This window comes from Pseudoalteromonas sp. A757 (assembly GCF_004103285.1).
In the GTDB taxonomy this organism is placed as follows: Bacteria; Pseudomonadota; Gammaproteobacteria; order Enterobacterales; family Alteromonadaceae; genus Pseudoalteromonas; species Pseudoalteromonas galatheae.
The window spans coordinates 656,720-670,762 of the sequence record NZ_QNQN01000074.1 but is presented as its reverse complement, the minus strand read 5'-3'; the positions used below and the strand labels follow the sequence as shown (position 1 = coordinate 670,762).

The following is a 14,043-nucleotide window of genomic DNA, read 5'->3' as shown; positions in this document are numbered from 1 at the left end:
GGCGGAGGCATAGTGCATGAATTTTGACTTAAACAGTTTAAAAGAAATAGATTGGAATGAGCTGGAACTTGACAACATCGGCCAATGGCCATTTCCAGTAAAAGTTTTATGTTCCGTTCTCGTTGTTTTGTTGATGATGATACTGGGTTATAACCTGATGGTTTCAAGTTCCATTGAGCGCTACGATCAAGCGGTTAAAAAAGAGCAGGAATTAAGAACGAGTTACCGAATCAAGTATTCAAGAGCAAACAATCTTGAGCTATACAAACAGCAAATGATTAATATGGAAGCGCAATTCACTGAGCTATTGAGACGATTACCAAGCTCCAATGAAACGCCTGGTCTACTTGATGATTTGACGTACGTTGGTACTTCAAGTGGATTAACCTTCCTAAAAATTGGCTGGATGCCAGAGGTGCGAAAAGAGTTTTATACCGAATTGCCGATTAAATTAGAGGTAATTGGCAAATATCATGAATTTGGTCAGTTTGTAAGTAAAGTATCTGAGTTACCTCGAATAGTCAGCCTACATGATTTTAGAATCGAAAATGCAGGAAACGGTGAGCTGGTATTTAGTGTTGTGGCAAAAACTTATCGCTATGAGCAAGGAGGTCAGAAATGATCCGACTAATGCTCGGCGTGACCACATTGATGTTCATCTCAGGTTGTAATGATAGCACGGCAGAACAAAAAGAATTTATTGATCAGGTAAAGGCGAGCTCAACGCCTAAAATCGAGCCTATCCCTGAGATGCAAAATTATGAGCCGTTTAAATATAGCGCTTCGGAGTTACGTAGTCCTTTCGTTGCGCCGCAGCCTGAAGTGATTGAAAATAAATTAGTTCAAATTAAAAACTGCTTACATCCAGATCCAGACAGAGATCGTTACCCATTAGAGAAGTTTCCGTTGGATAACCTACGTATGAAAGGCATTATTGCCAAGTCGGACGGCCGTTGGGCACTAATCGAAGCGGCGACGCAGGGACTATATCGTGTAAAACGTGGCGAATATATGGGCTTGTATCACGGCAAAGTTCTGAGTGTACAAGCTGATCATTTAGAATTATTAGAATTGATCCCAGATGGAACGGGATGTTGGAAAGAAAGGCTAACAAAATTGGAAATGTTAGAAGCGGAACAAGGTGGCACGAGTGAATACTAATAATAACGTTCTAAAATCAACCATTAAAAGCACTCGAACAATTTGGCGTTCCGTGCTCGGTGTTGCTTTAGTTGGCCTCTCGTCAATTGCGCATGCCATTCCTATGTTGTATGACATTCGCTATAACCCAGTGCCGACAGGGGAGACTCAGTTGCAGCTGGTGTTTGATGAAAAACTCAATACAGAGCCGAAAGTTCGTGTGGTTGGCGAAAGTGCCAGTATTGAATTGTTTTTCCAGCAGGCCGAATTTGAAGAAAGCTTAAAAGCATTGAGCATTAACAAAGCGGGTATTCAAGGCATTACCAGTGAACTCAGAGATGGTGGCTTTGCCGTTTCCATAAATATGGATGAGCTCAAGCTATATAAAACTGAGGTTAAGAATAACCTTGTGATAGTGGATGTGTCTAACAAGCCGATTGTCTCTGAACAAGATCAAAGTCAAAAAGTCACAGCATTTATCAATCAAATCCAAGCCATTGATTTTCGTCGCGGAGAGAGAGGCGAGGCTAAGGTCCTTGCATTCCTAGAGCACAACCAAGCGGCTATCGATGTTCAAGAACGCGGTGGCAAAATCATTGCAGATTTCCACCATATTGATATTGCAGAAGACCTGCTATACGAACTTGATGTGTTAGACTTTGGTACTGTGGTATCTCGTATTGAGACCTTTAAAGAAGAAAATAAAAGCCGCATCGTGATTGAGCCAAATGCGGCGTTCAAGTTTACCTATCAGCAGCTTGATAACATCTTTACGCTGACTATCGAAAAGGATGAAGGCAATAAAACCTTTGGCGATAAAAAGGAGTATAAAGGCCAGCCAATCACGTTGAACTTTCAAGATATTCCAATTCGTTCCGTATTACAGATCATCGCCGATACAAACAACTTTAACCTAGTAACGAGTGACACGGTGTCTGGCAATATTACTCTGCGTTTAGACGGTGTACCTTGGGATCAGGCTCTTGATGTTGTTTTACGTGTGAAAGGCCTAGATAAGCGTATGGATGGTTCTATTTTGATGGTTGCACCTTCAGAAGAACTGGCAGCGCGAGAAGCCAAAGAGTTACAAGCGCGCCAGCAGGTGGAAGAGCTGGAGCCATTATATAGCGAGTATATTCAGCTTAATTACGCAAAAGCGGAAGAGTTTGCTGACTTACTCAAAACCGATATTAATTCTATTATTAGCCATCGCGGTAGTGTTTCCGTTGATAAACGTACCAATACATTACTAATTAAAGACACCTCGCGCAGTATTGAAAGTGTGCGCCGGATGGTTGAAACCTTAGATGTGCCAGTAAAACAGGTGCGTATTGAGTCGCGCATGGTTACTGTGGATGATACCGTGCAAGAAGACTTAGGTGTCCGCTGGGGCTTTAACGACCAGCAAGGGAGTGATGCTATATCTGGTACGCTGGAAGGCGCAGATGCTTTGTCCAATGGCAATATCCCGTCTTTGGAAAACCGCTTAAACGTTAATCTAGGCGTGAAAGGGGTTCCTGCTGGTAGTATTGGTATGCACATTGCCAAATTGGCGGATGGTACGTTGATCGATCTTGAGCTGTCAGCACTGGAGCAAGAGAACAAGGGTGAGATAATCGCGACGCCAAGCATTACTACGGCTAACCAGAAAAAAGCGCGTATAGAGCAAGGTACAGAGATTCCATACGTAGAAGCTTCGTCGAGTGGTGCCACGACAGTAAGCTTCAAAAAAGCGGTGTTAAGTTTGGAGGTGACGCCGCAAATCACGCCTGATAATAAAATAATTCTCGACTTAGTGATTACACAAGACACTAAAGGTGATACCGTGCAAACGCCGAATGGCCCAGCGACGGCGATCAACACCCAACAGATCCAAACACAAGTACTGGTCGAAAATGGTCAAACTATCGTACTGGGTGGTATCTATCAGCAAGAAGTGAAAACAGCAGTAAGTAAGATCCCAATTTTGGGCGATATCCCATATTTAGGTCTATTGTTTAAGAACTCTCGTGATATTAACGAAAAGCGAGAATTGCTGATATTTGTGACCCCCAAGATCATTCAAGACAGTTTATAGGCCCGTTGACAGTAAAAGTATTACGCTTTTTGCGTGGTTTGACTTGAAATTGTTCACGGATTACTGAGATAATCCCCTCCTTAATTTTGGGGCCAGGTCGTTAGGCGGGGTTTTATTTCAAATTTTAGAGTTCGTTTGTACTAAAAAGATATGGCTGAGAAACGTAATATATTTCTAGTAGGCCCGATGGGGGCTGGTAAAAGCACGATTGGTCGTCACATTGCAGATCAATTACACCTTGAATTTTTCGATTCGGATCAAGAAATTGAACGCCGTACTGGTGCTGATATTTCTTGGGTATTCGATATCGAAGGTGAGGAGGGGTTCCGCAAGCGTGAAGAAAGTGTCATCTCTGACCTAACAGAAATGCAAGGCATTGTGTTAGCAACGGGTGGTGGCTCTGTGATCAGCAAAGAAGTGCGCAACAAGTTGTCTGCGCGTGGTATTGTTGTTTACCTAGAAACGCCAATCGAAAAACAGGTAGCTCGTACTCAGCGTGATAAGCGTCGTCCATTACTACAAACCAGTGAAGACTCACGTGACGTACTGGAGCGCTTAGCCGATGAGCGTGAACCACTATATAGAGAAGTGGCAGATCACGTTGTTCGAACGGATGAGCAAAGCGCTAAAGTAGTTGCAAACCAAATTATTGAAAAATTAGATTTCTAATAACAACACCGTAGGAGGGAAGCCATGCTTGAATTAAAGGTTGATTTAAACGAGCGGAGCTATCCCATCTTTATCGGTGAACATCTCTTATCAGATGAAGGACGACTTAAGCAGTACGTTGGGCAGGGTCGTCCCGTTATCATCACCAACACCACCATCGCACCTTTATATTTAGACAATCTATTGGCGATATTTGACGCTCAAGAGCCGCTATATTTTGTTATCCCTGATGGTGAACAATACAAATCACTTGAATGGTTTGAAAAGATCTCAGCCTTTTTACTTGAACACAATTGTGGCCGAGATACGTGTTTGATTGCCCTCGGTGGCGGCGTGGTTGGTGACTTAACTGGTTTTGTTGCTGCATGCTATCAACGCGGCGTTCCGTTTATTCAAATCCCTACAACTTTGCTGTCACAAGTAGACTCGTCAGTTGGTGGTAAAACAGCGGTAAATCACCCACTAGGTAAAAACATGATTGGTGCTTTCTATCAGCCAAAAGCGGTTTTTATCGATACCAAGACCTTAAGCACCTTACCTGCAAGAGAGTTTGCTGCAGGTATGGCCGAAGTCATTAAATATGCTTTGATCTATGATGCATCTTTTCTTGATACCTTAACCGATCGTCATTCTCAGCTCAGCGCACTAGATGCTGAAAGCCTTCAACAAGTTATTTATAAGTGCTGTGCAATAAAAGCTGAGATAGTCGCCAAAGATGAAACTGAAGCTGGGTTACGCGCATTACTAAATCTAGGCCACACTTTTGGCCATGCGATTGAAGCGCAAATGGGTTACGGTAATTGGTTGCATGGTGAGGCCGTTGCTGCAGGTATGATGATAGCTGCAAATCTGGCTTGTCAGCGTGGTGCGCTTAGTACTGCGGATGTTGAAAAAATCCGTCGCGTCATTGCGCTTTATCAATTACCAACAGAAGCACCAAGCGATATGACTGCAGCGCAATTTTTACAACATATGCGCAAAGACAAAAAGAACAAACAAGGCAAAATTCGCTTTATCCTGCCAACGCAACTAGGTCAATGCGCGCTGGTAGATGATGTGAGCGATGAAACCGTGGTAACTCTGATAGGTCGTTAAATGCAGTCGCAAATTTTACCAAGCAGAGCTGCATTGGTAGATAGAATTGCTATGCAATTCGACTATGGCCAAAACCTGATAACCTTAGTTGGCTCTTCTGGTCTTGGTAAAAGCTACTTAGCGGAATCGTTTCTAACCGATAAATATCCAGACTTTAACAAAGCATTTGTAAAGTTAACTGCAAATACCTCTGAGTTTGATGTGGTTCGCCAGCTGCTTGAGCATAGCTTTCGTAGTCCTCTCATTGATCAGAAGTTATCTCTAAGTGAAAACTTCATGTTGCTCCATGATGAGCAGGCTTGTGGACCATGCTTGTGGGTTTTAGACAATGTCCGACATCTGACGTCAGAACTTGTAGAGCAATTGCAAAAGCTCGCGAAATCTTCTCGCGAAACCATTTACATACTTGCTACGGCACAGCAGCCCTTGTTGCTCCCTGAAGGTTTAGATATTCATATCGAGCCTTTATCTACACTCGAAAGTAAGCGCTTGATGGGCATGTTTTACAAAGACTTACCGCCTGATGAAGATCCTATTTTTAATACTTTTGTTGCCGAAGCGCAAGGTAATCCGAGTGTTTTACTTTCTTGGCAGCCGCAGCAAGAAAGCTTGAACCTACGTGCACAAAGTATTAGCGCTTCTCATCGCTCACAATGGCAGTGGTATGTTATTGCACTTTGCTTAATGCTAACCGCGTTGATGGTCGCTTTAGTGTATAAGCAGGAATTAAAGCGATACTGGACACCGACTCAAGATAATGAAGAAACTGTCGCTACTGCTATTGATGCGCAAGCTGTATTTGAAGCGCCAAATGCTACAGTTGAAAAAGTTGAAATTGAAAACGACGTGCAACCAAAGCTGCCAGCCGAAGCGCCAACGCAAGTCGAAACCGCACCTGTTGATAGTATTTTATCTGCACTAACCGAAGCGAAAGAAGATACTACAAACAACAATAACGTGCTATCAGAGCAAGCGAATGCAGCTGAAAAAGTCGATGTTGATGGTGCTCCTGCCACTTTAACACCAAGACCGGTGCCTCAACACATAGAACCTGACCCATTGACTGGTAACTCTTGGTATCTCAGTCGTTCAGATGATGAATGGGTGATCCAATTACTAGCGGTGACAGAAAGAGAAATTGCTGCAGGGTTTATGGCGGAGCATAACGAGGTAGTGACACAGCAGTTTACTGTCTTAAGAAATGGTCGGACTTGGTTTGTAGTTACTACTGATGCTTATGAGAATTTAGCGTCTGCCAAGCAAGCGAAGGCGGTATTGCCAGAAGCGCTACAAAAAGGTCAGCCATTTTTTAAGAGAGTGAGTAAAATTAAACAAGAAATTACTCAGTCTCTCGGTAATTAGCCACATTTAGTGTAAAATCGCGCAACCACTCACGACATAGAACGAGCATGCAACAAAAGACTAGAGCCTTCTTAAAATGGGCAGGCGGAAAATACAGCTTAGTAGAAGATATTTCTAAGCGCCTACAAGCAGCAAGTAATGATGCCGACACGCTAGTAGAACCTTTTGTTGGAGCGGGATCTGTATTCCTGAATACTCAGTTTAAGCACTATGTCCTAAATGACATTAACGCTGATCTTATCAACCTGTATAAAGAGTTGAAGCGTATTCCGGATGAATTTATTAGTGACGCTAAAAGGCTATTCGTCGAGCTGAATAACCATCCAGATGCTTACTACGCCTACCGACAACAGTTTAACGAAAGCATTGATGTGTATGAGCGTGCGATTCTATTTCTATATATGAATCGTCATGGCTACAATGGCTTATGTCGTTATAACTTAAAAGGTATTTTTAACGTCCCTTTTGGTAAATACAAAAAGCCTTACTTTCCAGAACGTGAGTTATATGTGTTTGCTGAAAAAGCCCAGTATGCCACTTTTACTTGCCAAAGTTACAGCCAAGTATTTGAAACCATTCCAAAGAGCGCTGTGGTATATTGCGATCCTCCGTATGTGCCTTTGAGTAAAACTGCGTCATTTACTAGCTATGCGAAAGGTGGATTTAATTTAGACGATCAAGCACAGCTGGCGAACCTTGCGGAAACTGCGGCTTTTGAAAAGCAAACGCCAGTGTTAATCTCCAATCACGATACGGTGTGGACGCGAAAGATTTATAATCAAGCGAAGCTAGATGTGATCAAGGTAAAACGTACAATTAGCCCTAAAGGTAATGGACGGAATAAAGTTGACGAGCTAATGGCGTTATATCACCGTCCGTAATTTGCTGCGGCATAAAGGGCTAAGCCAACACTACACCATTTACAAACCAAATTAAGCCAATGACAAAGACGGCTACAAAAACGATCCCGGCAAAAGCAAACGGCCAAAAATGCTTTTTGTTAAAGTCATATGCTTGTTTTTGACCACTCTGTACACCAAACATTGCTGCACAGACACTTTGAACTAACGCGAGTTTACTATTGGAAGTAGCCATAGTATTTACCTTTTACCAGTTGATTGGCTCAACTGATATTAGTAGGGAGATGAAACTTTACTACTGCTTTGATTATCTTTAGAGCCAAGTAACAGCTCAAGCAAATCCAAATAATGGAATTGACCACTCGAACTACCGCCAGTCAACCATGCAGCCCAACTGGTGTGCGCTTCTTGCTGACACTCCACTGTATTCATTCGACTACTTAAATTGCTAGTGCTACAAGTGCATGCGGAGTAGTTTGCGGCAAGATTTTCATCATTGTCGAAAGAAAATACCCCTGCCGACACGGCTAATACCGCACCAAGCAGAGCAATCCGTGCTTTATATCTAGAAACCATAACCCTATCCCCAGAAGTTAGATATCTTATAATGATACACAATGTTCGTTTATTGCACAATCATAAAGAACCTTAAATCGCAGACATTTTGGGCAATTTACGGTACAGTAACGCGGTCTTACGTTTAGGGGAAAAGTATGTCTGATTTTTTAATTGCACCATCCATTCTATCCGCAGATTTTGCGAGGTTAGGCGAAGATGTTGAAAAGGTACTGACAGCAGGTGCCGACGTGGTTCATTTCGATGTAATGGATAATCACTATGTGCCAAATTTAACCTTTGGCCCAATGATTTGTGACGCATTAAGAAATTACGGAATTACCGCTCCTATCGACGTACACTTGATGATAAAGCCAGTAGATAGCCTAATTCCCGAGTTTGCTAAAGCAGGGGCGAGCATTATTACATTTCATCCAGAGGCCAGCGAGCATATAGACAGAAGCCTTGCTTTGATTAAAGAGTCAGGTTGTAAAGCGGGTTTAGTATTTAATCCGGGCACGCCGCTACATTATCTCGATCATGTGATGGATAAAATTGATCAAATTCTATTGATGTCGGTGAATCCGGGCTTTGGTGGACAAAGCTTTATTCCACATACGCTTGAGAAATTAAAAGAAGCAAGGGCACGTATTGACGCTTCTGGTCGCGAGATCCGTCTTGAAGTTGATGGTGGTATTAAAGTGGATAACATTGCTGAAGTTGCAGCGGCAGGTGCAGACATGTTTGTTGCGGGTTCCGCTATCTTTAATCAACCCGATTACAAAGCGGTAATAGACGCCATGCGTCAAGAATTAGCAAAGGTAAAATAATGCGTTTTGAGGGTATTTTATTTGACCTCGATGGCACGTTAGTTGATAGCGTCGAGGATATGTATATGGCGCTCAATTTAACCTTGTGCGAGCTTGCTCATCCAATTGTTAGTCATGCTCTAGTGCGTGAATGGGTGGGTAACGGCATCGATATGTTAGTAAAAAGAGGCCTAAGCGGTAGCCATGAAGTTAGCGAAGCGCTATCGGACAGTTTAGCGCTCACTGCCATTGAACGTTTTAAAGTGCATTATGATGAATTAGTTGGTCAGTATGCGGGTTTGTATCCGCATGTTGAGACAGGGCTATCTGCATTTGCCACAGTGCCAAAAGCCATCGTGACCAATAAAAATCGTGCATTTACGCTAAAGCTGCTGGATAAATTAAATCTCACAGCGCATTTTGATTGTATCGTCTGTGGTGATGATACTGACAAGAAACCATCACCAGCACCACTATTGTTGGCTGCCGAGCGTCTAGGTATACCTGCGGATAAGCTAATTATGGTTGGCGATTCTAAAAGCGATATTTTGGCCGCTCAGGGCGCTAAGATACCTGTGATTGCTTTAAATTATGGGTATAATCAGGGATTCGATTTGAAAGAATTCAATCCACAGTACCTTTGTGATGGATTCTTAGATATTATCCCCATTATCAATCAACGTTAATTCAATGAAGAAATAAAGGAACGACATGAGTAAACCTGTAGTATTAAGTGGTATTCAGCCAACCGGTGGTATGACAATAGGCAATTACGTAGGTGCCATTAACCAGTGGCTTAAACTACAAAACGATCATGATTGTTACTTTATGTTGGTTGACTTGCACGCCATTACGGTTCGCCAAGAACCACAGCAACTACGCGATCGTGTATTAGACGGCGTAGCGCTATATACCGCTTGCGGCATTGACCCAGATAAATCGTCACTATTTGTACAATCACAGGTTCCTGAGCATGCACAGCTAGGTTGGGTACTGAACTGTTATGCACAAATGGGTGAATTAAACCGCATGACGCAGTTTAAAGATAAGTCAGCAAAGCACGCCAATAACGTCAACGTTGGCTTATTCGCCTATCCGGTATTGCAAGCTGCGGATATTTTATTGTATCAAGCGGATCAGGTACCAGTTGGTGAAGACCAAAAACAGCACCTTGAGTTGACCCGAGACATCGCAACGCGCTTTAATAACCTGTATGGCGATGTCTTTAAGATCCCAGAACCTTATATTCCAGAGTTTGGCGCTCGTGTTATGAGTCTGCAAGATCCGAGCAAGAAGATGTCAAAATCAGACGAAAACCCAAATGGTTTTGTGATGCTGTTGGATGAACCTAAGAAGATAGAGAAAAAGCTGAAAAAAGCGGTAACGGATTCAGATGAGCAAGCACGGATTTACTTTGATCGTGTTGAAAAGCCAGGTGTGTCCAACTTACTGACGCTACTCAGTGTTGCAACTAAACGCTCAATTGAAGAGTTAGTGCCAGAGTACGAAGACAAAATGTACGGTCATTTGAAAAAAGACACTGCCGATGCGGTAGTGAATATGCTTGAGCCTATTCAAGCGCGCTTTAAAGAAATCCGTGAAGATCAAACTCTGCTGAACGAAATCATGAAAAAAGGCGCGGAAAAAGCAAGTATTCGTGCCGAGAAAACGCTTAAAGCTGTGTATGACGCCGTCGGTTTTATTCCACGCGGTTGATAAAAACACAAAGAAAAGACACCATTTATGGTGTCTTTTTGTATTAAAAGGGGCGATAGCCCCTTGGCTTAAAGCAGATACTAGATATAAGAAAACCTTCCTGTTGAGTTCGTGATAAAATAGATTTATAACGAAGATCTTTACCCCAGTGGCGAATAGGCTGCTTGGTTCTTTTAGTGGTACCTACATGCTGTTGATGATTGATAACTATGATTCCTTTACCTACAACCTAGTGCAGTATTTTCAGCACTTAGATGTGGATGTGCTGGTAAAGCGAAATGATGAAATCAGCGCCTCACAAATCAAGCAGCTTAATCCTAAATATGTTGTGTTATCTCCAGGTCCTTGTAGCCCTGATGAAGCTGGGATCTCGCTTGAAGTCGTAAAACGTCTACAGGGACAAATCCCTATTCTCGGCATTTGCCTAGGTCATCAAACTATCGCACAAGCTTTAGGTGGCAAAGTCATTCGAGCAAAACAAGTGATGCATGGTAAGACGTCTCAAGTGCACCATAACAACATAGGCGTATTTCAAGGCCTACCATCACCATACGAAGTATGCCGTTACCACTCTTTGGTTGTTGAGCAAAGTAGCTTACCAAATGCTCTAGCCGTAACGGCTTGGACACAGACACAAGAGGGGGAGCGTGATGAAATTATGGGGCTCTTGGCATCCGATAGAGCACTTGAAGGTGTGCAATTTCACCCAGAAGCTATCCTCACGGAACACGGCTTAGCATTACTTGATAACTTTATAAAACGCTTCTAAAGTTTAAACAAAACCAACAGGATTTCGCCTAAGTGTTATACATCCATATTTACTGCGCTTTTGCTGGTTAGACTGGTTTTTGATACATAACTTTTTGATTCTATTGTGCGCAATATCAAATCATAATATTGCTTTTACTGGTATAATGTTAGTCAGTAAGACGATTCTGTTGAGTGCTTAACTCAGTATTTTTCTTTTAGATAAGTAGCATGCATGACGCAAGAAAATAAGCAAATTAGAATGGCACAAGCGCTATCCGAGCGTGCCCATGACCTTCTTATCAGCCTCAACTTTGCGCAAAAGCAAATAGGCTATATCCACACGTTTGATATTAGCTACGGTGAGAATATCGCCCAGCGCACTATGCTAGAGGTGGAAATTGCTGCGGCTGCCAAACGACAAGAAAGTAGTACAAGTCATCACAAATATATTGCTAAAGCGAGTAAGCATCTACATTCCGTTATCGAAGAAGCTATCACAAAGCAGCTGCATGACCTTGATAATATCTATCATGAAGTGATTGGTATTCAAGACTCCGTTCCTGCGATCTTAGATATTCTTGCCGTGCGCTCAGCTTCGGTTGGGCGTTTAGAGCCTTTGGTCAATGACTTAAGTTGGTTGGGTCGTGAGCTGGTTTCGCTAGTCAACTTGCCACAATATCGCAAAAAAAACAGCAAAGGTACGTCTATTAAGGTCGACACGCCGGCATTAGCTTTAAGGTATTTAGGCCTTGAGAACTTGCAAATGGTCATCCCGACAATGGCGGTGAGACATTGGATGCCGCATGCTACAGAACCATTTGGTTTAATGAAGCGTAAATTACGCGAGCTGAGCATGAGCACGGCTATTGCGGCAAAAGAACTGGCGCCATTTTTTGGGGTAAAAGAGCAACATGCATTTACTTTGGGCATGTTACTGGAGCTTGGGAAAGTGGCCTTGATCCGTCTTTATTTACGGACCTTCGAAAAGGTATGGCAAGCCAAGGTACAAATAGCACGAGACAAAAAGCAAAAAGACCTACACACCGCATTAATGGAGTTATCTCCTGATCCGTTATTTTTACGTAACTTGTTGATTGAACACTCGGCAGAGATTTCACGTAAGTTAATTGAAAAAATGGAGTTACGTTATTTGCCCTTTAATGCCGTCATGGAAGAGTATGCGCAAACTTATCTACCTAATGCGCATAAAAACATTACCGACCCACTACCTTTGACGCAAGTGATGCAAAAAGCCTATGGCTACGGACAACTACTTGTTTTAAAAGATAGTCAGTTGATTGAAGACGATGAAGCGGAAATTTTGCTCAATCATTTGGAACTTACCGAGGAAATGCGTCAACAGCTGGCAAAATGTGCGTTCCATAACCTACAGTTGACGATTTTGTAAAAAAAATTGAAATTTTTTTTGCGACTATTCATTCAAAACCTAATCTTAAATGATCTGTGCAAGGCTGCACGGGGCTTGCTTTGCCCTAAATATCTGCCCTAGATAGTTATTCACTTGAGTTGAGAATATATGTTAAACCCTTGAATACTAAGGGCTGAGAACGTGGTATAAGTGAGACAAATAGCGCTTTTTCTGGAATAATGAGCGTATGAATTTTGTGCCATCAAGGGGCGGGTCAAAATACATAGCACCGAATTGGTGTGAATAAATATCCTATCAAGTGGCGGCTACACGCCGACCTCCAAAGGGAAATGACTCCTTGTTTGCACTTTCACTCACCAAATATGAGGAAATAAAATGACTATCAATCGTGAATTGTTTGACGACGTAATGGTACCTAACTACGCACCTTCAGCGGTAATTCCAGTGAAAGGTGAAGGTTCTCGAGTATGGGATCAGGAAGGTCGTGAGTACATCGACTTTGCTGGTGGTATCGCAGTTAACTGTCTAGGTCATTGTCACCCAGCTTTGGTGGGCGCGCTTAAAGAGCAAGGCGAAAAAATTTGGCACCTTTCTAATGTGATGACGAATGAGCCTGCACTACGTTTAGCGAAAAAGCTAACCGATGCGACGTTCGCAGAAAAAGTCTATTTTGCAAACTCAGGTGCAGAAGCGAACGAAGCGGCGCTTAAACTAGCACGCCGTTGGGCGCTTGATAAATTTGGTGCTGAAAAGTCACAAATTATCTCTTTCAACAAAGGTTTCCACGGCCGTACTTTCTTTACTGTGACCGTAGGTGGTCAAGCTGCATACTCTGATGGCTTTGGTCCAAAGCCGGGCGACATCGTTCATACAGACTATAACGATTTAGCTGCATTTGAAGCGCTTATCTCAGACAGCACTTGTGCCGTGATGATGGAGCCGCTACAAGGCGAAGGTGGTATCATTTCACCAACTGCTGAGTTTGTAAAAGGTGTTCGCGAGCTGTGTGACAAGCACAACGCGCTACTTATTTTTGATGAAGTGCAAACTGGTGTTGGCCGCACTGGTGACCTGTATGCTTACCAAGGTTTAAACGTAACGCCAGATATTTTAACAACGGCTAAAGCACTTGGCGGTGGTTTCCCTATCGGTGCGATGATCACAACAACTGAGATTGCAGCACACCTAAAAGTAGGTACTCACGGTTCTACCTATGGTGGTAACCCGCTGGCGTGTGCGGTTGCAGAAGCGGCATTTGACACAGTAAATACAACAGCAGTACTTGATGGCGTAAAAGCAAAAGAGCTGCTATTCCGTGAACTACTAAACGACATCAACGAAAAGTACAACGTATTCAAAGAAGTACGTGGTAAAGGTCTATTGCTTGGTGGTGTGGTCACTGAAAAGTACGAAGGCAAAGCAAAAGAATTCTTAGTTGAAGGTATCAAGCAGGGCGTGATGTCACTCGTTGCAGGCGCAAACGTAGTGCGTTTCACTCCGTCTCTTGTTATTCCAGAAGCTGACATCCGCGAAGGGATGGCACGATTCGAAAAAGCCGTTGCTGCGGTAGTTGCTAACAACGCTTAATACTGGTTGCAAGGTCACCTTTTGGTGGCCTTG

The 14,043-nt window shown here is 42.9% G+C and carries 15 protein-coding genes; 13 read left to right on the top strand and 2 right to left on the bottom strand.

Annotation, left to right across the window (positions count from 1 at the left end):
- The first annotated feature begins 16 nt into the window (after window positions 1–16).
- From DRB05_RS22455 to DRB05_RS22425, 7 genes are all read left to right on the top strand, one after another.
- Window positions 17–622 carry a type 4a pilus biogenesis protein PilO gene (locus DRB05_RS22455; protein WP_128728882.1) on the top strand — a complete coding sequence of 202 codons (606 nt, stop codon included), beginning with the start codon at window positions 17–19 and terminating at the stop codon, window positions 620–622.
- On the top strand, window positions 619–1,161 hold the full coding sequence (locus DRB05_RS22450; protein ID WP_128728881.1) for a pilus assembly protein PilP: 543 nt from the start codon (window positions 619–621) through the stop codon (window positions 1,159–1,161). Before DRB05_RS22455 ends, DRB05_RS22450 begins: the two co-directional genes overlap by 4 nt.
- Window positions 1,151–3,217 (top strand): type IV pilus secretin PilQ family protein, encoded by a 2,067-nt coding sequence (locus DRB05_RS22445; protein ID WP_128728880.1) that lies wholly within the window; start codon window positions 1,151–1,153, stop codon window positions 3,215–3,217. Before DRB05_RS22450 ends, DRB05_RS22445 begins: the two co-directional genes overlap by 11 nt.
- 150 nt (window positions 3,218–3,367) lie before the next feature.
- Complete coding sequence (gene aroK, locus DRB05_RS22440; RefSeq protein ID WP_010607062.1) at window positions 3,368–3,886, top strand: shikimate kinase AroK; 519 nt, start codon at window positions 3,368–3,370, stop codon at window positions 3,884–3,886.
- A gap of 24 nt (window positions 3,887–3,910) precedes the next feature.
- A complete protein-coding gene (aroB, locus tag DRB05_RS22435) occupies window positions 3,911–4,981 on the top strand; it encodes a 3-dehydroquinate synthase (protein ID WP_128728879.1) in 1,071 nt (356 codons plus the stop codon).
- Window positions 4,982–6,343 carry an AAA family ATPase gene (locus tag DRB05_RS22430; RefSeq protein WP_128728878.1) on the top strand — a complete coding sequence of 454 codons (1,362 nt, stop codon included), beginning with the start codon at window positions 4,982–4,984 and terminating at the stop codon, window positions 6,341–6,343.
- Window positions 6,344–6,390: 47 nt separating this feature from the next.
- The gene (locus DRB05_RS22425; RefSeq protein WP_128728877.1) at window positions 6,391–7,224 is read left to right on the top strand and encodes a Dam family site-specific DNA-(adenine-N6)-methyltransferase; all 834 of its coding nucleotides are present in this window, start codon (window positions 6,391–6,393) and stop codon (window positions 7,222–7,224) included.
- 19 nt (window positions 7,225–7,243) lie between these two features.
- Here DRB05_RS22425 and DRB05_RS22420 read toward each other — a convergent pair whose 3' ends face one another.
- A complete protein-coding gene (locus tag DRB05_RS22420; protein ID WP_128728876.1) occupies window positions 7,244–7,438 on the bottom strand; it encodes a DUF2970 domain-containing protein in 195 nt (64 codons plus the stop codon).
- Between the two features lie 38 nt (window positions 7,439–7,476).
- Window positions 7,477–7,779, bottom strand: a complete 303-nt coding sequence (locus DRB05_RS22415; protein ID WP_128728875.1) for a hypothetical protein — start codon at window positions 7,777–7,779, stop codon at window positions 7,477–7,479.
- Between the two features lie 137 nt (window positions 7,780–7,916).
- Between DRB05_RS22415 and rpe the strand changes: the two genes are divergently transcribed.
- The 6 genes from rpe (at window position 7,917) to DRB05_RS22385 (ending at window position 14,010) form a co-directional block, all read left to right on the top strand.
- Window positions 7,917–8,588, top strand: coding sequence for a ribulose-phosphate 3-epimerase (gene rpe / locus DRB05_RS22410; protein WP_128728874.1), 672 nt, complete (start codon window positions 7,917–7,919; stop codon window positions 8,586–8,588).
- Entirely contained in the window at window positions 8,588–9,253 is a 666-nt protein-coding gene (locus tag DRB05_RS22405; protein ID WP_128728873.1) for an HAD-IA family hydrolase, read from the top strand. Before rpe ends, DRB05_RS22405 begins: the two co-directional genes overlap by 1 nt.
- A gap of 25 nt (window positions 9,254–9,278) precedes the next feature.
- Window positions 9,279–10,283, top strand: a complete 1,005-nt coding sequence (gene trpS / locus DRB05_RS22400; protein WP_039494036.1) for a tryptophan--tRNA ligase — start codon at window positions 9,279–9,281, stop codon at window positions 10,281–10,283.
- Between the two features lie 187 nt (window positions 10,284–10,470).
- The gene (locus DRB05_RS22395; RefSeq protein ID WP_128728872.1) at window positions 10,471–11,052 is read left to right on the top strand and encodes an aminodeoxychorismate/anthranilate synthase component II; all 582 of its coding nucleotides are present in this window, start codon (window positions 10,471–10,473) and stop codon (window positions 11,050–11,052) included.
- 213 nt (window positions 11,053–11,265) lie between these two features.
- A complete protein-coding gene (locus tag DRB05_RS22390) occupies window positions 11,266–12,441 on the top strand; it encodes an HDOD domain-containing protein (protein WP_128728871.1) in 1,176 nt (391 codons plus the stop codon).
- 357 nt (window positions 12,442–12,798) lie between these two features.
- Entirely contained in the window at window positions 12,799–14,010 is a 1,212-nt protein-coding gene (locus DRB05_RS22385) for an aspartate aminotransferase family protein (protein ID WP_128728870.1), read from the top strand.
- The last annotated feature ends 33 nt before the right edge of the window (window positions 14,011–14,043 follow it).

Bases quoted from the DNA above. Each gene is read 5' to 3' on its own strand.
- DRB05_RS22455 (WP_128728882.1), top strand. From the start codon at position 17: ATGAATTTTGACTTAAACAGTTTAAAAGAAATAGATTGGAATGAGCTG.
- DRB05_RS22450 (WP_128728881.1), top strand. From the start codon at position 619: ATGATCCGACTAATGCTCGGCGTGACCACATTGATGTTCATCTCAGGT.
- aroK (WP_010607062.1), top strand. From the start codon at position 3,368: ATGGCTGAGAAACGTAATATATTTCTAGTAGGCCCGATGGGGGCTGGT.
- aroB (WP_128728879.1), top strand. From the start codon at position 3,911: ATGCTTGAATTAAAGGTTGATTTAAACGAGCGGAGCTATCCCATCTTT.
- DRB05_RS22430 (WP_128728878.1), top strand. From the start codon at position 4,982: ATGCAGTCGCAAATTTTACCAAGCAGAGCTGCATTGGTAGATAGAATT.
- DRB05_RS22425 (WP_128728877.1), top strand. From the start codon at position 6,391: ATGCAACAAAAGACTAGAGCCTTCTTAAAATGGGCAGGCGGAAAATAC.
- DRB05_RS22420 (WP_128728876.1), bottom strand. From the start codon at position 7,438: ATGGCTACTTCCAATAGTAAACTCGCGTTAGTTCAAAGTGTCTGTGCA.
- DRB05_RS22415 (WP_128728875.1), bottom strand. From the start codon at position 7,779: ATGGTTTCTAGATATAAAGCACGGATTGCTCTGCTTGGTGCGGTATTA.
- rpe (WP_128728874.1), top strand. From the start codon at position 7,917: ATGTCTGATTTTTTAATTGCACCATCCATTCTATCCGCAGATTTTGCG.
- DRB05_RS22405 (WP_128728873.1), top strand. From the start codon at position 8,588: ATGCGTTTTGAGGGTATTTTATTTGACCTCGATGGCACGTTAGTTGAT.
- trpS (WP_039494036.1), top strand. From the start codon at position 9,279: ATGAGTAAACCTGTAGTATTAAGTGGTATTCAGCCAACCGGTGGTATG.
- DRB05_RS22395 (WP_128728872.1), top strand. From the start codon at position 10,471: ATGCTGTTGATGATTGATAACTATGATTCCTTTACCTACAACCTAGTG.
- DRB05_RS22390 (WP_128728871.1), top strand. From the start codon at position 11,266: ATGACGCAAGAAAATAAGCAAATTAGAATGGCACAAGCGCTATCCGAG.
- DRB05_RS22385 (WP_128728870.1), top strand. From the start codon at position 12,799: ATGACTATCAATCGTGAATTGTTTGACGACGTAATGGTACCTAACTAC.